The following is a 23,779-nucleotide window of genomic DNA, read 5'->3' as shown; positions in this document are numbered from 1 at the left end:
CGTCAGTACCCGTCGGCGGACCGTCCGATCAGCCGGCCCAGGGGGACTCCCGCCAGCCGCCGTACCTCGTTCGCCATGTGAGCCTGGTCGGCGTATCCGCTGGCCGCGGCGACCTCGGCCGCCGCGATGCCGCGCCTGGCCAGCCGCAGCGCCCGCTGGAACCTGACCACCCGCTGCAACGTCTTCGGGCCGTACCCGAAGGCCCGCAGGCACCGGCGCAGGAGCTGCCGCTCGCCGAGCCCCAGATCCCAGGCCACCTCCCTGACGCTCCGCCCCGCCAGCAGTGCCTCGGCGATCGCCGACGCGGCGGGATCGGGCCCGGGCGTCGTGCGCATTCGTACGGCCAGAACCCGTTGTACGGCGTCGGTGACTCCCGTGAAAGGGGTCAGCTCGGACAGTTCCCTGAGCGATTCCAGCTCGGACAGCGGCACCCGCAGGTCGCGCAGGCTGTCGAGCGGCACGCCGAACACCCCGCCCGCCGTGCCGGGACCGAACCTGATCCCGACGTAGCGGTCGCCCGGCGACATCCACACGGTTTTCGGGCCGGTGTCGGGACCCGCGACCCGCGCTCCTCCCGGACCCCAGATCAGATCCACACAGCCGTCGGGCACGACCAGCTGGGGCGTGCCTGTGCCCATGGTCGTGACGGTGGTCGCCTCGTTGCTCCACACGCAGGCCACCCGCCCGGCGACGAGGGAGTCCGGAGCCCACTCGCGATACATGGTCTCAGGTTACGGGCGGCTTGCCTCCTCCTCCGTTCTTCTCCGAGCCCTCCGCCGCCGGTCGCCCCTCGCCGGGCACATTCCCCGAGACGAGGGCGGCGGCCCACTCGCCGTCCGGATCGCTGTCGATCAGCAACGTGCGGGTCAGCAGGCTGAGCGGGATGGCCAGCAGCGCGCCCAGCGGGCCGAGCAGGAACGTCCACAGGATGAGCGAGATGAAGGTCAGGGTCGTGGACAGCCCGACGGCGTCACCGAGGTACTTGGGCTGGATCAGCGACTGCACCACGAAATTGATCAACAGGTAGGCGACGATCACGAAGACCATGGTTTTGAAACCGCCCGACAGGAGACCGAGCAGGGCGGGCGGTATCAGGCCCAGGACGAAGCCGATGTTGGGGATGTAGTTGGTGATCAGTGCCAGCACGCCCCAGAGGAGGGGGAGCGGCACGCCGAGAAACCAGAGCGCGGCCACGTCCAAAGCGGAGCAGACCAACCCGAACCCCGTCGACACCACAAGATAACGACGGGTCCGGTGGGCGAAGTCGTGGAGCGCGCCGATGAGCAGGGGCCTGCGCGCCGCCCCCAGGGCGAGAATCCGGGAGAAGGCCTGCGCGTCCAGGCACATGGCCAGGAGCAGGACGATGACGAGAACGATGCCGGAGAACGCGCCCACCAGCCCGCCGAGGAATTCCTGCGCGATCGTGAAGACCTTGCCGGGATAGAAGGAGTTGATCGCCTCGTTTATCTGCTGCGTGCCGATGCCGATCCTCGCCGCCAGTTCCTGCGCCTGCAGAACGAGCTGCTGGAACTGCTTGTCATAGGTGGGGATGAGAGCGGCCAGTTGTGCGATGGCGAGCGTCAGGGTCGCCACCATGCCCAGGAGCACCAGCAGCACGATCGCCAGGGGGATGGCCACCAGTACCCACCCGGGAGCGCCGTGCCGGTGGAGCCAGGTTCTGACCGGGGAGACCGCCAGGATCAGGATCAGTGCCAGCAGCGCCGGCCCAACGATCGAGCCGACCGCCCTGATCCCCCCCAGAACGATCACCGCACTCGCGGCGCAGAGGAGCATGACGAGCGTCCTGGGCAACACTCTCTGGTCCGTCATGTCTGATCTCTACCCAGCGAGCGGGAAACACGTCTCCACGGGGCACGCGCTTCGATTTGACGGGACCCGGCGGCGTACATAGAGTTCACAGGCCCGAGGGGGTCGGCGGAGATCGCCAGAGCCTCGGGACCACCCTTCTGATCATCTCCCTCGTCGGGGCGCATGCGTCACGCCGGGATCCGATTGGACATCGACCGGATGTTGGAGTAAGTTAGAGGGGTTGCCCTGGAGACAGGGTGGTCGCAATCCTAGCGGATTCGGCGGGTTCAAGTCGATGGTCGGAAAACCGGCAAGTTGACACAAACCCGGCAAATCTGATAAGATGGCGACACGGAATGGAACGCCCCGAAGTCTGGGACACCGCGAAAGCGGGCCCGCGGACAACGGAGTACGCGCCCGTTTCTTGAGAACTCAACAGTGTGTTAAAAGCCAGTGCATGAAGCACAACCCTGTCCAACCTGCCTCCTTTGCGGGGTGGGGGACGGATTCCTTTGGTTGAACATCCATCATGTGTGATGGGTGCTTTCAGCCGGGAGCAACTGTTCAGACATTGTTTGGAGAGTTTGATCCTGGCTCAGGACGAACGCTGGCGGCGTGCTTAACACATGCAAGTCGAGCGGAAAGGCCCTTCGGGGTACTCGAGCGGCGAACGGGTGAGTAACACGTGAGTAACCTGCCCCTGACTCTGGGATAAGCCCGGGAAACTGGGTCTAATACCGGATACGACACCTCCCGGCATCGGGTGGGTGTGGAAAGTTTTTTCGGTTGGGGATGGACTCGCGGCCTATCAGCTTGTTGGTGGGGTAACGGCCTACCAAGGCGACGACGGGTAGCCGGCCTGAGAGGGCGACCGGCCACACTGGGACTGAGACACGGCCCAGACTCCTACGGGAGGCAGCAGTGGGGAATATTGCGCAATGGGCGAAAGCCTGACGCAGCGACGCCGCGTGGGGGATGACGGCCTTCGGGTTGTAAACCTCTTTCAGCAGGGACGAAGTTGACGTGTACCTGCAGAAGAAGCGCCGGCTAACTACGTGCCAGCAGCCGCGGTAATACGTAGGGCGCAAGCGTTGTCCGGAATTATTGGGCGTAAAGAGCTCGTAGGTGGCTTGTCACGTCGGGTGTGAAAGCTTGGGGCTTAACTCCAGGTCTGCATTCGATACGGGCTGGCTAGAGGTAGGTAGGGGAGAACGGAATTCCTGGTGTAGCGGTGAAATGCGCAGATATCAGGAGGAACACCGGTGGCGAAGGCGGTTCTCTGGGCCTTACCTGACGCTGAGGAGCGAAAGCGTGGGGAGCGAACAGGATTAGATACCCTGGTAGTCCACGCTGTAAACGTTGGGCGCTAGGTGTGGGGACCTTCCACGGTTTCCGCGCCGTAGCTAACGCATTAAGCGCCCCGCCTGGGGAGTACGGCCGCAAGGCTAAAACTCAAAGGAATTGACGGGGGCCCGCACAAGCGGCGGAGCATGTTGCTTAATTCGACGCAACGCGAAGAACCTTACCAAGGCTTGACATCGCCCGGAAAGCTTCAGAGATGGAGCCCTCTTCGGACTGGGTGACAGGTGGTGCATGGCTGTCGTCAGCTCGTGTCGTGAGATGTTGGGTTAAGTCCCGCAACGAGCGCAACCCTTGTTCAATGTTGCCAGCACGCTCCTTTTAGGGGTGGTGGGGACTCATTGGAGACTGCCGGGGTCAACTCGGAGGAAGGTGGGGATGACGTCAAGTCATCATGCCCCTTATGTCTTGGGCTGCAAACATGCTACAATGGCCGGTACAGAGGGTTGCGATACCGTGAGGTGGAGCGAATCCCTAAAAGCCGGTCTCAGTTCGGATTGGGGTCTGCAACTCGACCCCATGAAGTCGGAGTCGCTAGTAATCGCAGATCAGCAACGCTGCGGTGAATACGTTCCCGGGCCTTGTACACACCGCCCGTCACGTCACGAAAGTCGGCAACACCCGAAGCCCGTGGCCCAACCAGCTTGTCTGGGGGGAGCGGTCGAAGGTGGGGCTGGCGATTGGGACGAAGTCGTAACAAGGTAGCCGTACCGGAAGGTGCGGCTGGATCACCTCCTTTCTAAGGAGCATCGGTCGCGGTCATCTTCGGGTGGTCGTGGTCCATGCCGTGTTCGTGGGCGAACGTTCCACGCTCGGCGCGCTCATTAGTGGAGCACTGGCTACTCGATCGGGCCTTGCCGGCCGGACTGTCTAGTACCGCCCTCGTGAGAGGGAGTGGGAACGGGGTTTCGGGGGTGGGGGCTGGTCGAACACACTGTTGGGTCCTGAGGAAACGGACATTGTGGCGGGCCCGCTTGTGGCGGGCTTGCTGTCTGTTGGAGCCTCATGCGGGACCGATCATCTGTCACATCGGCTTGGGATGTTTGTCCTGGGTGCTGGTGGCGGGTCTGGTCTGGTCGCTGTTTGTTGTTTGAGATTTGCATAGTGGACGCGAGCATCTTTGTGGCCAAGTTTTTTAGGGCACACGGTGGATGCCTTGGCATCAGGAGCCGATGAAGGACGTGGGAGGCTGCGTTAAGCCCCGGGGAGTCGCCAACCAGACTTTGATCCGGGGATGTCCGAATGGGGAAACCTAGCACCAGTCATGTGGTGTTGCCTCCGCCTGAATGTATAGGGCGGTTGGTGGTAACGCGGGGAAGTGAAACATCTCAGTACCCGTAGGAAGAGAAAACAAATAGTGATTCCGTGAGTAGTGGTGAGCGAAAGCGGATCAGGCTAAACCGTAGGCGTGTGATAGCCGGCAGGCGTTGCGTTTACGGGGTTGTGGGACCCTCTGGGAGGAGCTGCCGTTCCTCCAGACAGTAAGAAATCCTTCCGATAGCTGAAGCTTCTGGGAAGTGGCGCCGTAGACCGTGAGAGTCGGGTAGGCGAAATTGGTTGGACTGTTGGAGGGGATCCCAAGTAGCACGGGGCCCGAGAAATCCTGTGTGAATCTGCCAGGACCACCTGGTAAGCCTAAATACTCCCTGATGACCGATAGTGAACAAGTACCGTGAGGGAAAGGTGAAAAGCGCCCCGGTGAGGGGTCGTGAAATAGTACCTGAAACCGTGTGCCTACAAGCCGTAGGAGCGTAAACACTTTTCGGAGTGTTTGTGATGTGACTGCGTGCCTTTTGAAGAATGAGCCTGCGAGTTATGGTGTGTGGCGAGGTTAACCCGTGTGGGGGAGCCGTAGCGAAAGCGAGTCTGAATAGGGCGTTTGAGTCGCATGCTGTAGACCCGAAGCGGAGTGATCTAGGCATGGGCAGGTTGAAGCGCGGGTAAGACCGCGTGGAGGACCGAACCCACCAGGGTTGAAAACCTGGGGGATGACCTGTGTTTAGGGGTGAAAGGCCAATCAAACTCCGTGATAGCTGGTTCTCCCCGAAATGCATTTAGGTGCAGCGTTGCGTGTTTCTTGCCGGAGGTAGAGCACTGGATGGCTAATGGGCCCGACAAGGTTACTGACGTCAGCCAAACTCCGAATGCCGGTAAGTGAGAGCGCAGCAGTGAGACTGCGGGGGATAAGCTCCGTAGTCGAGAGGGAAACAGCCCAGACCACCGACTAAGGCCCCTAAGCGTGTGCTAAGTGGGAAAGGATGTGGAGTCGCAGTGACAACCAGGAGGTTGGCTTAGAAGCAGCCATCCTTGAAAGAGTGCGTAATAGCTCACTGGTCAAGTGATTCCGCGCCGACAATGTAGCGGGGCTCAAGTACACCGCCGAAGTCGTGGCATTCACACGTATAACTGAGCCTTTGTGGTTTAGGTGTGTGGATGGGTAGGGGAGCGTCGTGCGGCCGGCGAAGCAGCGGAGTGATCCAGCTGTGGAGGCTGTGCGAGTGAGAATGCAGGCATGAGTAGCGAATCAGAAGTGAGAAACTTCTGCGCCGGATGACCAAGGGTTCCTGGGGCAGGCTAATCCGCCCAGGGTAAGTCGGGACCTAAGGCGAGGCCGACAGGCGTAGTCGATGGACAACGGGTTGATATTCCCGTACCCGCTACGATGCGCCAATACTGAATCCAGTGATACTAAGGGTCCTTAACCCCTCCGAGCCTTCGGGCTTGGGGTGAGGGTGAACGCCTGGCCTGAACTGGTAGTAGGTAAGCGATGGGGTGACGCAGGAAGGTAGCCCAGCCCAGGCGATGGTAGTCCTGGGGTAAGCATGTAGGGAGAACCGTAGGCAAATCCGCGGTTCATGTATCCTGAGATGTGATGCCGAGCCGATTGTGGCGAAGTGGGTGATCCTATGCTGCCGAGAAAAGCCTCTAGTGAGTGTCGTGGCGGCCCGTACCCTAAACCGACTCAGGTGGTCAGGTAGAGAATACTAAGGCGATCGGGTGAACTGTGGTTAAGGAACTCGGCAAATTGCCCCCGTAACTTCGGGAGAAGGGGGGCCTTCGCTGGTGACGAACCTTTGCGTTCTGAGCTGGTGGGGGTCGCAGAGGCCAGGGGGAAGCGACTGTTTACTAAAAACACAGGTCCGTGCGAAGTCGTAAGACGATGTATACGGACTGACGCCTGCCCGGTGCTGGAACGTTAAGGGGACCGGTTAGTGGAGTTTCGACTTCGCGAAGCTGAGAACTTAAGCGCCAGTAAACGGCGGTGGTAACTATAACCATCCTAAGGTAGCGAAATTCCTTGTCGGGTAAGTTCCGACCTGCACGAATGGCGTAACGACTTCCCCGCTGTCTCAACCGCAGACCCGGCGAAATTGCACTACGAGTAAAGATGCTCGTTACGCGCAGCAGGACGGAAAGACCCCGGGACCTTCACTATAGCTTGACATTGGCGTTTGGAGCGTCTTGTGTAGGATAGGTGGGAGACGGTGAAGCTATCACGCTAGTGGTGGTGGAGTCATTGGTGAAATACCACTCTGGTCGTTTTGAACGTCTAACTTCGGTCCGTGATCCGGATCAGGGACAGTGTCTGGTGGGTAGTTTAACTGGGGCGGTTGCCTCCTAAAGAGTAACGGAGGCGCCCAAAGGTTCCCTCAGCCTGGTTGGCAATCAGGTGTCGAGTGTAAGTGCACAAGGGAGCTTGACTGTGAGACCGACGGGTCGAGCAGGAGCGAAAGCTGGGACTAGTGATCCGGCGGTGGCATGTGGAAGCGCCGTCGCTCAACGGCTAAAAGGTACCCCGGGGATAACAGGCTGATCTTCCCCAAGAGTCCATATCGACGGGATGGTTTGGCACCTCGATGTCGGCTCGTCGCATCCTGGGGCTGGAGTAGGTCCCAAGGGTTGGGCTGTTCGCCCATTAAAGCGGCACGCGAGCTGGGTTTAGAACGTCGCGAGACAGTTCGGTCCCTATCCGCTGCGCGCGCAGGAGACTTGAAAGGAGCTGTCCCTAGTACGAGAGGACCGGGACGGACGAACCTCTGGTGTGCCAGTTGTTCCGCCAGGAGCACGGCTGGTTGGCTACGTTCGGAAGGGATAACCGCTGAAAGCATCTAAGCGGGAAGCTCGCCTTGAGATGAGGTCTCCCACCCTGTGAGGGGGTAAGGCTCCCGGTAGACGACCGGGTTGATAGGCTGGAGGTGGAAGCGCAGTAATGTGTGGAGCTGACCAGTACTAATAGGCCGAGGACTTGACCACAAAGCAATTCTTGCTCGCGTCCACTAGGCAATTCTGAGACAGCAAACGGTGGTTTGTGTGTTTCATAGTGTTACGGCGGTTATGGCGAAGGGGAAACACCCGGTTACATTCCGAACCCGGAAGTTAAGCTCTTCAGCGCCGATGGTACTGCACCGGGGACGGTGTGGGAGAGTAGGTCGCCGCCGGACAATCTTTCATATGAAGGCCCTCACCTTTCGGTGGGGGCCTTCGTGTTTTCCGAGGGGGTTCCGGAAGGGGCCTGCCGGGAAAGCCGCGGTACGCCTACGGAGAACCAGAAGCCCCGGCCGATGGGCGGTTTCAAGGGGTCGTCGCAACACCGTTGGTGTTCTAGGTGGTTAGTAGATCACGCAAGCGCTCGGCTGGGGTGTCCCAGTCGAGCGTTTTGCGTGGGCGGCCGTTGAGTTCTTGGGCGACGTGTTCGAGGTCTTCGGGCCCGTAGACGCTCAGATCGGTACTTTTAGGGAAGTACTGCCGCAGGAGTCCGTTGGTGTTCTCGTTGCTGCCACGCTGCCAGGGCGAGTGCGGATCGCAGAAGTAGACGGCCATGTCGGTGGCGAGGCTGAACTGCTGGTGGCGGGCCATCTCACAGCCCTGGTCCCAGGTTAGCGACCCGCGCAGATGGGCGGGCAAGGTCGATATCGTGGCGATCAGCCCGTCGCGGACCTGCTCGGCGTCATGGCCGCCGGGCAGATGCACCAGCATCGTGTAGCGGGTGGTCCTTTCGGCCAGCGTGCCGATCGCGGACTGGTTGTTCGCGCCGACGATGAGATCGCCTTCCCAATGCCCGGGGACGGCACGGTCGTCGACCTCGGCGGGCCGGTCGGCGATCATCACCATCTCCTGCACGAACCGAGGCTGCCGCTGGCCGGGCCGGCGCTGCGGTTTACGGCGGGTTCTGCCGGTCCGCAACGCCTTCTGCACCTCGCGTTTGAGGCCGCCACGGGCCTGGAAATACAGGGCCTGGTAGATCGTCTCGTGGCTCACACGCATGCTCTCATCGTCGGGAAAGTCCTTGACGAGCCTGCGGGAGATCTGCTCGGGAGACAACTTCCGTTCCAGACCTTGTTCGACCTGCTCGCGCAACTCCCCGTTGTCTACCAGCTTGGAGGTCTTGGGCCGGGCCCGCCCGGCCACGGCCGTCCGGTGCGCCTGATAGGGCAAGTAGAAGCCCTCGACCAGCCCTGCTCGACCAGCTCGAGAAACCGCAGCCTGGCCGCTTCTTTACCCCAAGGCACTTTCTCAGCAGCCATCACCCCGGCCTGGACCAGGATCCGCCGAGCCGCCGAATGACTCAGCCCCGCGGCCTTCGCAGCGCCATTGACGCTCCCCGAGTCGGCGAACACCGCCAGCACCCGCCCCCGATGCTCATCGGTGACCACGGTCTTCGCCCGCCCCGACCCCCGACCGCGGGCCTGCAAGATTGCATAAGCCCTCGAACACGAGATACCTAGCGACACCGCCGCCGACCGCACCGAAGCCCCAGCATCGACGAGCCTCAACAGCTCATCCCACTCCGCGCCAATCCCCTCCGACAACGACATGGTCGTCGCAACTCCTCAGATCGAGATGTTGCGACGACCACGTGAACCCAAGTGAGGACCGGGGCTTCTCGCGTTGGAGCGCGGTTCGTCAGGGCGTGATGAAGAGGGCGTCGCCCACGGTCCGCTCCGCGCCGTCCGAGGGCCGGTTGACGGGCTTGTGGCCGACGACCATCACGCTGGAGCCACCACCGTCGAAGTTGATGGCCTGCTTGGCGCCCAGCCACCGCATCAGCTGGGCAGCCTCCACCATCGAGGCGCCCACGGAGACACCCGGGTTGCGTCCGTCGACCGTGGCCAGGATCAGCCCGCCCGACTTGTTGACACCGACCATCGTGCGCGGGTGGCGCCGGAGCATCATGTTGATCGAGGCATGTCCGTCGGCCGCCGCGGTGATGCGCACCCGTCCGTTCCTGACCAGCCCGACCCCGCCGCCCATGATGTAGGTATCCGGGGTGAGCGGTATCGCCCGCTGCGTCCGCAGATCGATGACCTTGGTGTCCAGCTTCATCCAGGTGCCCTGGGTGTGTTCCTGAAGCCAGACGGCCGCCAGTCCGGTGCCGTGGAGCACATAGGTGCCCCGGGAGACGATGCCGCCGGCCTGGCGGACCTTGACGACCTGGCCCTGGGTGTCGACGACGACCTCGATGCCGCCGTCGGTGGCCGTCCTGCTGCCGAACTCCTCGGTGTAGAGGACGAGCTCGTCGCTTCCGGCGGCCCGATTGATGCCGTTGACCTCGGCCTTCGTGCCGTCCGAGGAGATCGCGGTGACCTGGGTCCGCAGCTCGGTGATCCGGGCCTTGCGACCCTGGGTGATGACGAGGCCGCTGCGGCCGGGCACGGCCTCGCTGAGCAGCCTGCCGCCCACCACGGAGACACCGACCGGGTCGCCCTGGAGGGCCTTGGCGGTGTGGATGTTGAAGAAGCCGCCGTTGACCCCGGCGATGGCGCCGGTAAGTTTCGACATCGAGCTGGTGGTCTCGCGCTTGGCCACGCTCTTGCCGACGCTCGTCTTGAAGGATCCCTTGAACACCTTCGGGTCGACCATCAGTACGCGCATGTTCCAGGGGCCGGTGGTCTCGGTGCCGTCGTCGCCGAGATAGTCGGTCTTGGCCCGGATGCCCTGCTTCTTGAGTTCCTTCACGACCTTGTCGGCCTCGGCCCGCTTGCCGAACGACCACAGGCCGATCCTGACCATGTATCGCTCCACAGCCGGGGCGTCCGCTGCGGCGGGCTGCACGATCCGCAGGATGCTGGGAGTGAACCCCGCCGCCTCCACGGCCTCGGCGACCGTCTGAGCGGTGTCCAGGCGACCGTCGTCGTGACCGTTGGGCATGAGGGCGGAGACTGTCCAGCCCTGCGTGGACTTACCGTGCTTCACATTGAAAAGATCAATGCCCGGTGCCACACTCTGCTGGTCTTTCACCGTGGCCATGCTCACGCCCAGTGGGAACGCGGAGGAGGGAAACCCCGAACCCGCCTGCTCGGCCTCAGCGGGAATCGCTGTGGCGGTGAGTGCTAGGGCCGTGAATCCGGCGACAAGGCGTCGCGACATGTATATCTCTCCCCGTTGGTCTCAGAGTTCGTGCACCATCGTGCCGAGATCTACGGGGCGAGGGGAGCGAAACACGTGAAACATCCCAAGAAAGTGTTGTTGCGCACGCAAGATCATGTCGTCCGAGGGAGAATTCACCCGCCTGTGACGGCCCCGACCGGGTCAACGGTCCTGGTCAATAAGGATTAGTCCCTGGCCGTTTCGTTGCGACGGCGAGAATGCGACGCTACGGTGCAGTAGGCCGCATTTCCTCAGATCAAGCGGCACATCTTTCCGAGAGGCAGCCGTCATGGGGCTGAGCATTCTCATCGTGATCATCGCAAGCGTGATCCTAGGTGTCATCCTCGGGGCGATCCTGACGCGTCCGCGCCGCTGGGATCTCCACATCTGCGCGGATGACCCTGTTCAGATGGACATCGCATCCGACAGACACGGTTAGTGCAGACGCAGTTGGTTCAAGTACGAAGTCGGTTCGACAAGCCCGGAAAAGACAGATCACCGCACACGGTCGCCGCGGGAAGCGGTGGCCGCGGTGAACGGGCGGACAGTCGCGGATCGTACGGAACCCCGGTTCCGTACGATCCGCGACCTTGATCCGGTCAGCCCATGCAGTGGTACACCTTGCGCAGGGTCTCGTGGACGATCCAGACGGTCTTGGCCCCTTCGGCGAGCAGGCAGACCGAGCCGGGGACGAGTTCGAGGGTGGTGCCCCCGTCGACCTCCAGTGTGGCGCGGCCGGACAGGACCACGAACATCTCGTCACGTTCCACATCGGCCACGGTGCCCGGCGTGATCTCCCAGATGCCCCGGCTCTGCCTGCCGTCCGGAGAGGACCACAGCTCGATGGACGAGACGCGCGGGGAACCGGCCAGGATCTGGTCGGCTTCCAGCTCGTCCGGTGAGAGCTGCACGTCACCGGTGGGGACGGAGAACGCGCCGGCAGCGGTGGTCATCCGGGCCAGGTCGGCGGGCTCTGGGATGAGAATGTCGGGCATGGGGACCTTTCAGGGGCGGGGATTGTCTCTCCGGAAGGACTCCAGCGCCAGGAGGGCGACATGGAGGGAAAGACAGGACTCGACATCGTCCAGATCGGTGTCGAGGACGCGTTCCAACCTGTGGAGACGGTCGTAGAAGGCGGGGCGTGACAGATGCGCCCGCTGAGCGGCGAGGGCCTTGTTGCGGCCCGCGTTGAGGTAGACCCGGAGGATGCTGGTGAGATCGCCGCCGCGTTGGGCGTCGTGGGCGAGCAGCGGGCCGAGCTCGCGTTCGGCGAAGGTCTGCAGCCGTGCGTCGTCGCGGAGGAGGTGGAGCAGGCCCCGCAGGCGGAGGTCGGGGAGCCGGTAGAAAGCGCGGCCGTCGGGCTGTCTGACGGCCACGTCGGCGACCTGCTCGGCCTCCAGGAAGCTCCGCCGCACGTCGCGGACCGACTCGACCATGGAACCCGCGGCGAGGATGAAGGGGTTCGTGAAGGCCGCGCGCAGGTGGTCGGCGAGCGTGGTCAGTGCGGATTCGGGGAGGACACGCGGCGGCAGGGGGAGCAGGACGCCGACCCGGTTCTGGTCCAGGGCGCCGATCAGGGCGGGAAGGCGGGCCTCTCGGCAGGCGGCGGCGGCCGCGTCGCCCAGTTCGGCGAGCTGGGCGAGTTGCTCCTGGCCGTCCATCGGCTTCTCCGCCGGCTCGGCCAGGCGCAGCACCACGCTCATGAGCCTGCGACCGGTGAGCGGCACGCCGACCGCGCGGGCGCGGGCCGCGGCCTCCTCGGGGTCCGCGTACGCGTGGGTCAGGATTCCAGTGATGATCGTGCCGTGTGCCTGGCGCTCCAGTGACTCCTGGTGGCGTTCCAGCAGGCGGCCCAGGGCGAGGGTGGTCGCGGCGCGTTCGGCGAGCACGATGTCGTGCGGTCCAGGCTCTGTGTCACAGAGCAGGATCAGACGGCCCCAGTCCTGGCCCCGGGCGCCGACCATGGTGACCAGCCAGCCTGAGGCCGCGTCGTAGGCGGTCCGCGGGTGGGGTGCCACTGAGCGGGAGCGCGTCTCCCAGCCCGCCAGTAACGTGCCCGTGTCACGTCCGGCGGTGTCGCATGCCAGGACCTGGTGGGCGAGGTTCTCCAGCAGCGCGGGGCGTCCGGACAGCCGGGTGACCTGGCCGAGCACCCTCGCGGGGGAGGCGCCCTCGACCGACAGCTCGGTGAAGACCTCGTGCAACTGCTTGGAGGCGCGGAGTTCCTCCAGCTGGATGTCGATGATCCGGGCGTGCACCGACTCGGTGATCTGCACGAACGGTGTCTCCATCGCCAGGGTCACCAGGGGAAGGCCGTGCGCCTCGGCGGCGTTGATCACGGCACGGGGCAACTCTTTGATGAACTTGCGGCCCAGCTCCACGATCAGCCCCGACGCACCCACGGTGGCCAGTTCGGCGACATAGTCGGCGAGCTTGTCGGGGTCGTCGGGCAGGGCTATGCCGGTGGTGAGCACGAGCTCACCCCCGCGTAGCAGGTGGGCGATATCGGTGACCTCGCCCACGTGCACCCAGCGCACCCGGCTGCCCAGCCGGTCAGCCCCCGCCACGACCTGTGGATTGCCCCGGCGAACGGTGTCCAGGGCGAGGACGTCGGCGACTGTAGGGAGCACACACAGAGAGTATCTGATCAGAATGTAAGTACGGGTGGCCCTCCTTTTACATGCTGTTTACCCGCCATCCGCGTTCCTGCGGTAATGGGCCCGCGGCACCGTCCGCCCGGGGTCGCTACTGAAGGCCCGGCCACGGGGGCGGTGTCGCGCCGGGGTCCGCCGAGGCCGGTGCCGGCGCCGAGGCCGCGCGGTTCAGGCGGGCTTCCAGACCGTCGAGGAGGCAGGTCAGGCCGAACTCGAAGTTGAGCGCCCTGGTGGTCTCGACGTCGATCTCCCGGAACTCGGCGTATCGGGCGGCCAGTTCGGGGTGGCCTGCCGCGGCCTTCTCCACCAGCGGGTGGAGGGCCGCGTTCAGCTCGTTGGACCCGAGGCCGGTCCGCCCCATCATGGTCCGCCAGGAGATTTCGGGCATGGTGATCCCGGCCACGTAGGCCATGAGCGTCGAGGCGGCGTAGTCCTGGTCGAGGCCACGGAACCCGGCGTGGCCGAAGGTGGCGACGAGCCGGGTCATCAGCAGTATCGCGTTGGGGCCGATGCCGGGGACGGTCCCGACGAGGTTGATCACCCAGGGATGGCTGAAGAGCATCTGGCGCATGCTGTACGCGAAGGAGGAGGCGGAGTCGCGCCAGGTGGTCTCCCGGGCGTCCAGGACCGTCAGCTCGCCGTAGACCTCGTCGAGGACCAGTTCCAGCAGCTCGTCCTTGTTCGCCACGTGCCAGTAGATGCTGGTGGCCCCCGAGCCGAGCCTGGCGCCCAGGCGGCGCATGCTCAGTGCGTCCAGCCCCTCCGCGTCGAGCAGTGCCATCGCCTCGCGTACGATCTGCGCGCGATCGAGCCCCGGGCTCTTGGCGGTGCGCGGCTCGCGTGTCCAGACGGAGCTGAAGTGCTGTTTCACGCTCCAAGCATAAATCCGATAGTACGTCGTGCGAGCTTGTCGTACATTGTGCGAGTGGAATCGAACACTGTACGAGTCGAACGCGATCCGAGGCGCTGGTGGATCCTCGGAGTGCTCTGTCTGAGCCTGCTGGTCCTGGTGGTGGACAACACGGTCCTCAACCTGGCCATCCCGGCGTTGATGGTCGACCTGGGAGCCACCCCGGCGGACATTCAGTGGATCATCGACGCCTATGTCCTGGTCTTCGCCGGGTTGCTGCTCACCTCGGGCAGCCTGTCGGACCGCTACGGCCGTAAGCGCTTCCTGATCATCGGCCTGTTGCTGTTCGGCGGTGCCTCGCTGGTCGCCGTGCTGGTCACCGAGCCCTGGCAGCTGATCGGTGCCCGCGCGCTGATGGGTGTCGGCGGCTCCATCCTGATGCCGAGCACCCTGTCGATCCTGATCACCGTCTTCGACGAGGAGGAGCGCCGCAAGGCGATCGCCGCGTGGAGCGCGGTGGCCATGGTCGGTGTGATCGCCGGTCCCACGCTGGGCGGTTTCCTGCTGGAACACTACTGGTGGGGATCGATCTTCCTGCTCAACGTGCCCGTCGCGATCGTCGCCGTCATCGCGGCGGTGCTGCTGATGCCCGAGTCGCGCGGTCCGGCGAGAAGGCTCGACCCGCTCGGCGTGGTGCTGTCCACGGCCGGCATGGGCGCCCTGGTCTACGTGGTCGTCTCCGCCCCGACGACGGGCTGGACCTCGGTGGAGTCGCTGACCGCCGCCGGCGTGGCGGTGGTCGCGCTGGGGGCGTTCGTGATCTGGGAACTCAGGTCGGAGCACCCGATGCTCCCGCTGGAGCTGTTTCGCGACCGGAACTTCAGCGGCGCCTCGTTCTCGATCGTGCTGATGTCGTTCGGCACGGGCGCGCTGCTGCTGATGCTCACCCAGTACCTGCAGTTCGTGCTGGGCTACGGTCCCATGCGGGCCGGTCTCGCGCTGCTGCCGTACGCGGTGGCCGCCGCGCTGTTCAACGCGGTCGGCGCCGGGCTGGGGCAGCGGGTCAGCAACCGGGTGCTGGTCGCCGTCGGCCTCGCCGTGATGGCGGGCGGCTTCGGGGTGCTCGCCTTCATGACCGCCGACACCGGGTACGGCATGTTGATCACTGGTCTCATGCTCATGGGGATCGGCGGCGGCCTGGCGGGTCCCGCGGCCTACGCGACGCTGATGGGCGCGGTGCCGCCCGCGCACGCCGGTGTCGGGTCGGCGCTCAACGACACGGTCCAGCAGGTCGGCATGGCGCTGAGCATCGCCGTGCTGGGCAGCGTGCTGGCCGGGGTCTACACCTCGTCGATGCCCGCGGACGCCCCGGCCGCCGCCAGGGAGTCGATCGGAGAGGCGCTGCGGCTGGGGGATCCGGGGGTGATCGGGACCGCGCGTGAGGCGTTCGTCTCCGCCATGTCGTTCGGCTCCTGGGTGGGGGTCGTCTTCACCCTGGCCGCCGCCACGCTGGCGTTCCTGGTGCTGCGGCCCGCGCCCGTGGTCACGGCCGCCTCGGAGGCCGACCTGGTGAAGACCGAGGGCTGAGGGGTTCTCCGGCCGATCCGTCCGGACGGATCGGCCGGTGACCCGGGCGTACCGACCTGACAGTGTGATGGGTTTGGTGGCTATGTGCCGACATGTTGCCGGTATGAGGTGGTGGCCCCGAGCGGTGATACTCGATGTATGTCGGACCTCCTTGCGCGCCATCGCGCGGTAATGCCCAACTGGCTGGCCCTCTACTACGACGAGCCCATCGAGATCGTCTCGGGCAAGGGCAACCGGGTAGTCGACGCGTCGGGCAAGAGCTACCTCGACTTCTTCGCGGGCATTCTGACCAACATGATCGGGTACGACGTGCCCGAGGTGCGGGAGGCCGTGGAGCGGCAGCTCGCCACCGGGGTCGTGCACACCTCCACGGTCTACCTGCTGCGCGGTCAGGTCGAGCTGGCCGAGAAGATCGCCAGGCTCTCCGGCATCCAGGACGCGAAGGTCTTCTTCACCAACTCCGGTACCGAGGCCAACGAGGCCGCGCTGTTGCTGGCGACCTACGCGCGCAAGTCCGACCAGGTGCTCGCCATGCGGCAGAGCTACCACGGCCGCTCCTTCGGCACGATCGGCGTCACGAGCAACCGCTCCTGGAAGAACAACTCGTTGTCGCCGCTGAACGTGCACTTCCTGCACGGAGCCGACCGGCACCTCGCCCAGTTCCGCGGCCTGTCCGACGCCGGCTACATCGAGGCCTGCGTCGACGACCTGCGCCACGTGCTCTCCACGGCCGTCGGAGGCGACGTGGCGGCGCTGATCGCCGAGCCGATCCAGGGCGTGGGCGGCTTCACCATGGCCCCCGACGGGCTGTTCGCCGCCTACAAGGAGGTCCTCGACTCCGAGGGGATCCTGTTCATCTCCGACGAGGTGCAGACCGGTTGGGGCCGTACCGGCTCGGCCTTCTTCGGCATCCAGAACCACGGTGTCACGCCCGACATGATGACCTTCGCCAAGGGGCTGGGCAACGGCTTCGCGGTGGGTGGCGTCGTCGCCCGGGGTGACCTGATGGACAACCTGCACGCCGTCGGACTGGCCACCTTCGGCGGTAACCCGATCTCCATGGCCGCGGCCAACGCCACCCTGGACTACGTCCTTGACCACGACCTGCAGGCCCGTGCCGCCAGGACCGGCGCCCTGATCATCGACGGGCTCCGCGAGGCCGCGCCGCGCCTGCCGATCGTCGGCGACGTCCGCGGCAGGGGCCTGATGTTCGCCGTCGAGCTGGTCGACCCGGCGACGGGCGAGCCCTCCCCGGCGCTCGCCAACCGGTTCATGGAGGAGAGCAGGAAGGCCGGCCTGCTGGCGGGCAAGGGCGGGCTGCGGGGCAACGTGCTCCGGATGGCTCCGCCGCTCACCCTCACCATGGAGGAGGCCGCCGAGGGCCTCGGAATCATCGTCACCGTGCTCGAAACCGTCAACGCCGAGGTCGCCTCGTGAAGAACGTCACCCACTGGATCGGTGGGAGCCCCGTCGAGGGCTCCGGCCGTACCTCCGAGATCTTCAACCCCGCGACCGGGGAGGTCGCGGGACAGGTCCATCTCGCGTCCGTGGCCGAGGTCGACGCGGCCGTGGCCGCCGCCGTCGCGGCCTGGCCCGCCTGGCGGGACACCTCGCTGGTCAAGCGCTCGCAGGTGCTGTTCCGCTTCCGCGAGCTGATGTACGCCCACCGCGACGAGCTCGCGGCGCTGATCAGCGCGGAGCACGGCAAGGTCCACTCCGACGCGCTGGGCGAGGTCGCCCGCGGCCTGGAGGTCGTGGAGTTCGCCTGCGGCATCCCGCACCTGCTCAAGGGCGGCTTCTCCGAGGGCGTCTCCACCCGGGTCGACTCCTACTCGATCCGGCAGCCGCTGGGCGTGGTCGCCGGGATCACCCCGTTCAACTTCCCGGCCATGGTGCCGATGTGGATGTTCCCGATCGCGATCGCCTGCGGCAACGCCTTCGTCCTCAAGCCGTCGGAGAAGGACCCCTCGGCGTCGCTGCTGATGGCCCGGCTCTGGAAGGAGGCCGGGCTGCCGGACGGCGTCTTCGGCGTCGTCCAGGGTGACAAGGAGGCGGTGGACCGGCTACTGGAGCACCCGGACGTGCGCGCGGTCTCGTTCGTCGGATCCACGCCCATCGCCCGCCACGTCTACGAGACCGGCACCCGTCACGGCAAGCGGGTCCAGGCGCTCGGCGGCGCCAAGAACCACATGCTGGTGCTGCCCGACGCCGACCTGGACCTGGTCGCCGACGCCGCGGTCTCGGCGGGCTTCGGCTCGGCCGGCGAGCGCTGCATGGCGATCTCCGTCGTGCTGGCGGTGGACCCGGTCGGCGACGAACTGGTCGACAGGATCGTCTCCCGGGTCTCGGAGCTGACCGTCGGCCCCGGCGACGACCCCCGCTCCGAGATGGGCCCGCTGGTCACCGAGGCGCACCGCGACAAGGTCGTCTCCTACCTGGACCTGGGCGTCGCCGAGGGCGCGAAGCTGGTGGTGGACGGCCGCCGGACCCCGGTCCTGGGCGGCGCGGCGGCGGCCGAGACCTCCGGTTTCTGGCTGGGGCCCACGGTCCTGGACCACGTGCCCGCCGGTTCGCGGGTGCACACCGAGGAGATCTTCGGCCCGGTCCTGGCGATCGTCCGGGTCTCCTGCTACGAGGAGGGCCTGGAGCTGATCAACAGCGGCGAGTACGGCAACGGCACCGCGGTCTTCACCAACGACGGCGGCGCGGCCCGGCGCTTCCAGAACGAGGTCGAGGTCGGCATGATCGGCATCAACGTGCCGATCCCGGTGCCGATGGCCTTCTACAGCTTCGGCGGCTGGAAGTCCTCGCTGTTCGGCGACACCCATGTGCACGGGACCGAGGGCGTGCACTTCTACACCCGGGGCAAGGTCGTCACCTCCCGCTGGCTCGACCCCGGCCACGGCGGCGTCAACCTCGGCTTCCCCACCAACGGCTAGTGGTCCCGTATCGAACATCGAGCGGGAGGAGCAGGTGCCCCGCCACTGGCCCCTGAACCGTGAGGCCCGCGTCCCTCCTGCCGGGACGCGGGCCTCACGCGTGCTCTGAACCCTCTGTCACGGGGCGGGTCTCGCCCATGCCTGGCCTGTGCGAACCGGGCACGCAGTCCCCGACGGACCGCGGGAGGCCGGGGACGGCCGGTAGGCTCCCGGGCAGATCGGTGGCGACGTCGGGAGGAAACCTCGTGGGCCTCATGGGCAGGGACAGGCTCCGCCGCGCGCGTCTTGGGGCAGCGCTGGGGGCGGGCGGCCTGGCGCTCGCCGCCCTGGCCCAGGTGGGAGCCGCGAGCGCGACCTCGTCGGTGCGAAGCCCCACCCCCTCCGGCACGCCCGTCGCGACGCCCGGCTCCGAGTCCGGAGCCATCCCCTCCGCCACCTCCAGCCCGGCACCGTCGGCGTCCATCGGCAAGGGCGAGGGCACGCTCCAGGTGCTCACGTTCCAGGGGTACGTCGAGTACGGCGGGGCCAGCTCGCGGGTCAACTGGCTGACGCCCTTCGAGCGGGAGAGCGGCTGTGTCGTCAAGCTCGACCGGGTCAGGACGAGCGAGGAGATGGCCGCCAGGTTCACCGAGGGCGGCTACGACGTGCTCTCGGCCACCCCCGACCTGGCCGGTCTGCTGGTGCAGCAGGGGAAGGTCGCGCCGCTCGACACCGCGCTGGTCACTGACTACCGGCGGATCCCCAAGCGCCTGCGCGAGCTGCCCGGTCTGCGCGAGGACGACAAGGTCTACGGCATCCCCTACCTGTGGGGGGTGAACCGGGTGGTCCGCGAAGGGGACGGGCCGCGGGGACCCCTCGCCCTCTACGGGACGGCTCCGGCGGCGATCAGGAACAGCCCGCTGAGCATCGCCGACGCCGCGCTCGCCCTCAGGGGGACGCGCCCCCAGCTGAAGATCAAAGATCCGTTCCAGCTCACCCCGGCCCAGCTCGACGCCGCGATGAAGCTCCTCGCCGAGGGCGAAGGCCCCGGCCGGGTTTACTGGGACGGCTCGCTCGACCTGGTCAGGGCACTGTCGGCGGAGCAGGTGCGAATCGCCCAGGTCCTGCCCTACCACCTTGACCTCTTCCAGCGCGCGGACCGGCCGATGAAGGTGCTGAAGGGGGTCCTGGCGACCGGGTGGGTCGACTCGTGGATGCTCGCGGCCAAGCCGGCCAGCCCGAACTGCGCCTACCGGTGGCTGAACTGGATGAGCTCGGTGCGGGCGCAGCGTCCCGCCGCGGCCTGGACCGGCCTCGCCCCGGCCAATCCGGAGGCGTGCGGCGGGCGCGCCCGCCGGATCTGCGAGGCGTACCAGGTGCGTGACAACCGCCGGCTGCGCGACGTCCTCTTCGCCGCCCGTCCGACGAGGGACTGTGGTGGCCAGGGCGGGGAGTGCACCGACTACGCCGGGTGGGCGGAGCGGTGGAAGAGCCTCAGGGCATCCTCCGAGCCTGGAAAGCAGCGGATCTCCGACTGAGGCCGGGGGCGGACGCCTCCTCGCCCCAAAGAAGGCTCCCGCTACCCCACCGTGTCGGTGATCTCGGTAGCAAGCAACGTTTTTCGTTGCTCTGATCGTTTTTGACGATGGATTCAGTAGGAAAATCATGTCCTTAATATCGACTGGTCGACCAGTCAGTGGGTAAGGTAGTCGCCATGAGAATCCTTCTTGTTGGAGCGGGCGGCGTTGGCTCCGCCGTCGTCCCGATCGCCGCACGCCGAGATTTCTTCGAACACATCGTGGTCGCCGACTCTCAACAGGACCGGGCCGCCGCCGTGGTGGCCAGGATCGCGGACCCGCGTTTCAGCGCCATCGGGCTGGACGCCTCCGACCGGGTGGCGGTCGAGGCCGCTCTCACCGAGCACCGCTGCGACGTGCTCTTCAACGCGGTGGATCCCCGCTTCACCATGTCCCTGTTCGAGGCGGCGCTCAACGCCGGAGCCCACTATCTCGACATGGCGATGTCGCTGTCGCGCCCCCACCCCCGCAGACCGTACGAGCTGACCGGGGTGAAACTCGGCGACGAGCAGTTCGCCCTCGGCGAGGCATGGCGGGAGCGGGGCGGGCTGGCGCTGGTCGGCATGGGCGTGGAGCCCGGGCTGGCCGACGTCTTCGCGCGTTACGCCGCCGAGCACCTCTTCGAGAGCATCGAGGAGATCGGTATCCGCGACGGCTCCAACCTGGTGGTCGAGGGCTATGAGTTCGCACCGACGTTCTCCATCTGGACGACCATCGAGGAGTGCCTCAACCCGCCGGTGGTCTGGGAGGACGGCGACTGGCACACCACCGAGCCGTTCAGCGAGCCCGAGGTCTTCGACTTCCCCGAGGGGATCGGGCCCGTCGAGTGCGTCAACGTCGAGCACGAGGAGGTGCTCCTGGTGCCGCGCTACATCGACGCCAGGCGGGTGACGTTCAAGTACGGTCTCGGCGAGGAGTTCATCGGAGTCCTGAAGACCCTGCACAAGCTGGGCCTGGACAGGGCGGGCAAGATCAAGGTGGGCGGTGTCGAGACCTCGCCGCGCGACGTGGTCGCGGCCAGCCTCCCCGATCCGGCCACGCTCGGTGATCGGATGCGGGGCAAGACCTGCGCCGGAACCTGGGTGAAGGGCGTGGGCAAGGACGGGCGGCCGCGCGAGGTCTACCTCTACCACGTGGTCGACAACGAGTGGTCGATGCGGGAGTACGGCTGCCAGGCCGTGGTCTGGCAGACGGCGGTGCACCCGGTGGTCGCCCTGGAGTTGCTGGCCACCGGCGCCTGGTCGGGCACCGGGGTGCTCGGTCCCGAGGCGTTCGACGCGGTGCCCTTCCTGGAACTGCTCACCGCCTACGGCTCACCGTGGGGGATGCGGGAGCAGACGGCCCCGGCTCTGCTGTCCGCCTGACGCACCTTGTCAACGGCAGGGCGCGGGAGCCTCGCGCTCGTCCGCGCGTGCGGCGTCGGCGGCGGGCGCCAGGAAGAGGTCCGCCGGCGCCCGCGCCGCGACCAGGGCCTTTCCACGGGTACGGGGATGTGCGCCGGTCGTACAGCGGTTCGGTGCTGGTCGTTGGGAACCGAGGTGCCCCTGATCTTCCGGATCCGGGGGACCAGAGGGGGCGACGGCAGGACCGCCCTTTCCGCGGCCGCGTTCAGGGCGCCTGACAGCGCCTCGCGGCGTGTTCCCGCCGCGACGCGAGTGCCCGGTTTACCTGCCACGGTGGGTGAATCGCAGCATATTGCCGGAGGGGTCGAGGAAGGCGCAGTCGCGGACGCCATCGGGCTGGTTGATCGGCTCTTGCATCACTTCAGCGCCCGCTGCCTCGATGTGCTCGAAGGCGGCGTCGCAGTCGTCGGTCAGGAAGACAAGACGGCCCAGCAGGCCCTTGGCCATCAGGTTTTCGATCGTCTGCCGGTCGGCCGGCGAGGCACCCGGGTCCGCGCCGGGCGATTCGAGAAAGATCTGCACGTCCGGCTGTGACGGCGGGCCGACGCTCGCCCGCCGCGTCCCCTCGGCTTCGACGTCATCGTGTACCTCGAAACCGAGCACGTCACGGTAGAAGCCGAGCGCCTCGTCGACGTCGCAGACGGCGAGAGTGCAGGACGAGAGCCTGAGATTCATGCCGGTCACACCGCGGACCGGTCGGGGAGTATGGCTCATTGCCGCTCCTTGTCGTTGGCGCTGAGAAAGACGATGTCGAGGTCGCGGAGCCGGTCCAGGTCGGTGTCGATGGCGATGCGGGTGATCTTCTCGCCGCTGATGGTGAACGTGAAGACGGCCTTCGGCCGGCCGCGGTGCGACCAGACGGCCGCCGGAACGCCGTCGACCAGAGCGAGCCGGGCGGCCTGAGCCCGCCCGGCGAAGAAAGCCGCCACCGCCTGGGCGCCGCGGGCCTCGACGGCCACGGCGTCCGGATCGAGCAGCTCGAGCAGGGCGGCGAAATCCCCGCTCCGGGAGGCGGCAAGGAAGGCGGCGACGATTTCCCGCTTCGCCGATCGCGCGGCATCGGATGCGTCCGCCGCTCCTTGCACCCGGCGCCGGGCCCGGCTGGCGAGTTGCCGGGCCGCCACCGGGGAGCGGTCCATGATGGCGCCGATCTCGCCGAACGACACAGCGAAGACGTCGTGCAAGACGAACGCGAGCCGTTCGGCGGGAGTCAGCGTGTCCAGCACCACCATCAGCGCGACACCGACCGAATCGGCCAGTAGCGCCTCGTCCTCGGGGTCGGCCCGGCCGGTCGGGTGGGTGCTCGCGTGCGGCGCGGCCGGCTCGGGAGGCAGCGCCCCGGCCGACTCCTCACGCCGGGCCCGGCGCGCCTCGAGCATGTTCAGGCAGACCCGGGCGACGACCGTGGTCAGCCACCCGGCCGGATTCTCCACCTGGCCGGTGTCGGCGCGGCTGACCCGCAGCCACGCCTCCTGCACCGCGTCCTCGGCCTCGGCCGGTGAGCCGAGCATCCGGTGGGCCACCGCGTGCAAGCGGCCCTGGTGCTCGGCGAACCGCTCGCTCAGCCAGTCCTGCTCGACCATCTGTCACATTCCTCCGTCGCCGCCTGTCATACCAATTGACCGGCGAACCCGCGCCGATGTGACATCCGGGCCCGGCCCGGATGTCCGGCCTGCCGGTTCAGGCGGCGCATACACCTCAAGCAGCAGGAGACAAGGCATGAAAGCGCACGTGAGCTCGATCCTCCTCGGCGTCCGGGACCTGGAGCAGTCCAAGCGGTTCTACACGGAGGGTCTGGGCTGGAAGATCAAGAACGACTACGGCATCTCGGCGTTCTTCGAACCGGACGGCGGCTCGCCCGTGGGCTTCTACGGCCGCGAAGGCCTGGCCGGCCAGGTGGGCACGAGTCCGGAGGGCAGCGGTTTCAGCGGGCTGGTCCTCACCTACGTCGTCCGCAGCGAGGCGCGGGTCGACGAGATCATCGCGGAGGCCGAGAAGGCCGGCGCCACGGTCCTCAAGCCCGCCGGCGCCCTGCCGTGGGGCGGGTACGGCGGCTCCTTCGCCGACCCGGACGGCTACATCTGGAGTCTCGGCTACAGCGCCCAGGGAACGGACCAGCCCTACGCGGAGTAGCCGCCGAAAGCCTCTGGCGAGTGTGGGTGACGTGGCCATCGCCGGGCACGCCGGGCGTGCCGTGTCCGCGCTTACCGGATACGACTCGCCGACCGGCGAAAGACCGGCTCAGCGGTGCTTT

The 23,779-nt window shown here is 66.3% G+C and carries 14 protein-coding genes, 3 rRNA genes and 1 pseudogene; 9 read left to right on the top strand and 9 right to left on the bottom strand.

Translation table 11 applies throughout. The features are described 5' to 3' along the window. Positions 1-2: 2 nt before the first annotated feature. Positions 3-722 carry an AraC family transcriptional regulator gene (locus ACFQVD_RS21395; protein ID WP_343983046.1) on the bottom strand — a complete coding sequence of 240 codons (720 nt, stop codon included), beginning with the start codon at positions 720-722 and terminating at the stop codon, positions 3-5. A gap of 4 nt (positions 723-726) precedes the next feature. Then, positions 727-1,830 (bottom strand): AI-2E family transporter, encoded by a 1,104-nt coding sequence (locus ACFQVD_RS21390; protein ID WP_343983043.1) that lies wholly within the window; start codon positions 1,828-1,830, stop codon positions 727-729. Positions 1,831-2,381: 551 nt separating this feature from the next. On the opposite strand from ACFQVD_RS21390, the gene ACFQVD_RS21385 reads away from it, so the two are divergent. From ACFQVD_RS21385 to rrf, 3 genes are all read left to right on the top strand, one after another. Beyond that, positions 2,382-3,907, top strand: a 16S ribosomal RNA gene (locus ACFQVD_RS21385). Between the two features lie 385 nt (positions 3,908-4,292). Further along, positions 4,293-7,422: ribosomal RNA gene (locus tag ACFQVD_RS21380) — 23S ribosomal RNA — on the top strand. Between the two features lie 71 nt (positions 7,423-7,493). Then, positions 7,494-7,610: ribosomal RNA gene (gene rrf / locus ACFQVD_RS21375) — 5S ribosomal RNA — on the top strand. The 16S, 23S and 5S rRNA genes sit together here, the layout of an rRNA operon. Positions 7,611-7,770: 160 nt before the next feature. Here rrf and ACFQVD_RS21370 read toward each other — a convergent pair. From ACFQVD_RS21370 to ACFQVD_RS21350, 5 genes and pseudogenes are all read right to left on the bottom strand, one after another. Next, positions 7,771-8,616: pseudogene (locus ACFQVD_RS21370) on the bottom strand (IS30 family transposase); the annotation flags it as partial. A 456-nt stretch (positions 8,617-9,072) separates the two neighbouring features. Then, positions 9,073-10,362: a phosphodiester glycosidase family protein gene (locus tag ACFQVD_RS21365; protein ID WP_343982762.1), complete on the bottom strand. Its 1,290-nt coding sequence runs from the start codon at positions 10,360-10,362 to the stop codon at positions 9,073-9,075. A 773-nt stretch (positions 10,363-11,135) separates the two neighbouring features. After that, complete coding sequence (locus ACFQVD_RS21360; protein WP_343982759.1) at positions 11,136-11,531, bottom strand: cupin domain-containing protein; 396 nt, start codon at positions 11,529-11,531, stop codon at positions 11,136-11,138. 9 nt (positions 11,532-11,540) lie between these two features. Next, positions 11,541-13,166 carry a PucR family transcriptional regulator gene (locus tag ACFQVD_RS21355; RefSeq protein WP_343982756.1) on the bottom strand — a complete coding sequence of 542 codons (1,626 nt, stop codon included), beginning with the start codon at positions 13,164-13,166 and terminating at the stop codon, positions 11,541-11,543. A gap of 115 nt (positions 13,167-13,281) precedes the next feature. Then, positions 13,282-14,061, bottom strand: coding sequence for a TetR/AcrR family transcriptional regulator (locus ACFQVD_RS21350; protein WP_343982753.1), 780 nt, complete (start codon positions 14,059-14,061; stop codon positions 13,282-13,284). Between the two features lie 54 nt (positions 14,062-14,115). Between ACFQVD_RS21350 and ACFQVD_RS21345 the strand changes: the two genes are divergently transcribed. The 5 genes from ACFQVD_RS21345 (at position 14,116) to ACFQVD_RS21325 (ending at position 21,486) form a co-directional block, all read left to right on the top strand. Beyond that, a complete protein-coding gene (locus tag ACFQVD_RS21345; RefSeq protein WP_343982750.1) occupies positions 14,116-15,627 on the top strand; it encodes an MFS transporter in 1,512 nt (503 codons plus the stop codon). Positions 15,628-15,765: 138 nt separating this feature from the next. Then, on the top strand, positions 15,766-17,064 hold the full coding sequence (locus ACFQVD_RS21340; protein ID WP_343982747.1) for an aspartate aminotransferase family protein: 1,299 nt from the start codon (positions 15,766-15,768) through the stop codon (positions 17,062-17,064). Next, the gene (locus ACFQVD_RS21335; RefSeq protein WP_386271852.1) at positions 17,061-18,566 is read left to right on the top strand and encodes a CoA-acylating methylmalonate-semialdehyde dehydrogenase; all 1,506 of its coding nucleotides are present in this window, start codon (positions 17,061-17,063) and stop codon (positions 18,564-18,566) included. Before ACFQVD_RS21340 ends, ACFQVD_RS21335 begins: the two co-directional genes overlap by 4 nt. A 245-nt stretch (positions 18,567-18,811) precedes the next feature. Next, positions 18,812-20,083: a hypothetical protein gene (locus ACFQVD_RS21330; protein ID WP_343966548.1), complete on the top strand. Its 1,272-nt coding sequence runs from the start codon at positions 18,812-18,814 to the stop codon at positions 20,081-20,083. A 176-nt stretch (positions 20,084-20,259) separates the two neighbouring features. Continuing rightward, positions 20,260-21,486 carry a saccharopine dehydrogenase family protein gene (locus tag ACFQVD_RS21325; protein ID WP_343966546.1) on the top strand — a complete coding sequence of 409 codons (1,227 nt, stop codon included), beginning with the start codon at positions 20,260-20,262 and terminating at the stop codon, positions 21,484-21,486. Positions 21,487-21,786: 300 nt separating this feature from the next. Here the strand turns inward: ACFQVD_RS21325 and ACFQVD_RS21320 are convergent, their stop codons facing one another. Together ACFQVD_RS21320 and ACFQVD_RS21315 are read right to left on the bottom strand one after the other, a co-directional pair. Then, positions 21,787-22,239, bottom strand: coding sequence for a VOC family protein (locus tag ACFQVD_RS21320; RefSeq protein WP_343966543.1), 453 nt, complete (start codon positions 22,237-22,239; stop codon positions 21,787-21,789). Next, positions 22,236-23,108: a sigma-70 family RNA polymerase sigma factor gene (locus ACFQVD_RS21315; RefSeq protein WP_343966541.1), complete on the bottom strand. Its 873-nt coding sequence runs from the start codon at positions 23,106-23,108 to the stop codon at positions 22,236-22,238. Before ACFQVD_RS21315 ends, ACFQVD_RS21320 begins: the two co-directional genes overlap by 4 nt. A 136-nt stretch (positions 23,109-23,244) precedes the next feature. On the opposite strand from ACFQVD_RS21315, the gene ACFQVD_RS21310 reads away from it, so the two are divergent. Then, on the top strand, positions 23,245-23,658 hold the full coding sequence (locus tag ACFQVD_RS21310) for a VOC family protein (protein WP_343966539.1): 414 nt from the start codon (positions 23,245-23,247) through the stop codon (positions 23,656-23,658). Positions 23,659-23,779 lie beyond the last annotated feature (121 nt).

It is taken from the genome of Streptosporangium amethystogenes subsp. fukuiense, assembly GCF_042665875.1.
Classification (GTDB): Bacteria; Actinomycetota; Actinomycetes; order Streptosporangiales; family Streptosporangiaceae; genus Streptosporangium; species Streptosporangium fukuiense.
The sequence above is the reverse complement of the archived record's forward strand: the minus strand, read 5'-3'. Positions and strand labels throughout refer to the sequence as shown.

Coding starts and splice junctions, on each gene's coding strand:
- ACFQVD_RS21325 (WP_343966546.1), top strand. CDS start 20,260: ATGAGAATCCTTCTTGTTGGAGCGGGCGGCGTTGGCTCCGCCGTCGTC.
- ACFQVD_RS21395 (WP_343983046.1), bottom strand. CDS start 722: ATGTATCGCGAGTGGGCTCCGGACTCCCTCGTCGCCGGGCGGGTGGCC.
- ACFQVD_RS21360 (WP_343982759.1), bottom strand. CDS start 11,531: ATGCCCGACATTCTCATCCCAGAGCCCGCCGACCTGGCCCGGATGACC.
- ACFQVD_RS21340 (WP_343982747.1), top strand. CDS start 15,766: ATGTCGGACCTCCTTGCGCGCCATCGCGCGGTAATGCCCAACTGGCTG.
- ACFQVD_RS21315 (WP_343966541.1), bottom strand. CDS start 23,108: ATGGTCGAGCAGGACTGGCTGAGCGAGCGGTTCGCCGAGCACCAGGGC.
- ACFQVD_RS21310 (WP_343966539.1), top strand. CDS start 23,245: ATGAAAGCGCACGTGAGCTCGATCCTCCTCGGCGTCCGGGACCTGGAG.
- ACFQVD_RS21320 (WP_343966543.1), bottom strand. CDS start 22,239: ATGAGCCATACTCCCCGACCGGTCCGCGGTGTGACCGGCATGAATCTC.
- ACFQVD_RS21390 (WP_343983043.1), bottom strand. CDS start 1,830: ATGACGGACCAGAGAGTGTTGCCCAGGACGCTCGTCATGCTCCTCTGC.